The sequence below is a fragment of the Psychroserpens mesophilus genome, assembly GCF_050617655.1.
In the GTDB taxonomy this organism is placed as follows: Bacteria; Bacteroidota; Bacteroidia; order Flavobacteriales; family Flavobacteriaceae; genus Psychroserpens; species Psychroserpens mesophilus_A.
This window is the reverse complement of the sequence record NZ_JBODQC010000571.1, coordinates 1-230: the sequence shown is the minus strand read 5'-3', so window position 1 is coordinate 230 and position 230 is coordinate 1. Positions and strand designations below refer to the sequence as shown.

General features: G+C 57.8%; 1 protein-coding gene. It reads left to right on the top strand.

Annotated features, from left to right (window positions below):
* The coding region (locus tag ACRHNM_RS18470; protein ID WP_431138081.1) for a hypothetical protein at window positions 1–230 on the top strand (230 nt) is incomplete at both ends.

The window sequence follows — 230 nt, the reverse complement described above, 5'->3', positions numbered from 1 at the left end:
CTGTTCTGATTTGCCGCGTGTGGCAACACCGCTCGTCGTTCTACACGATGGATATCTGCCTGACCAGATGCAGCGAAAACAGGGGAGGAATCGGCAACTGCTGCTGCGGGAACTCGGCACAAGCCCGGAAAGTTCCTATGTCCGCTACCAGCTTGGCGTGGATGCCGAACTCGGGAGGAACTATTCCGATGCATGTGACTACTTTGCTGGAGCGCTGGCAGGCCTGTGCC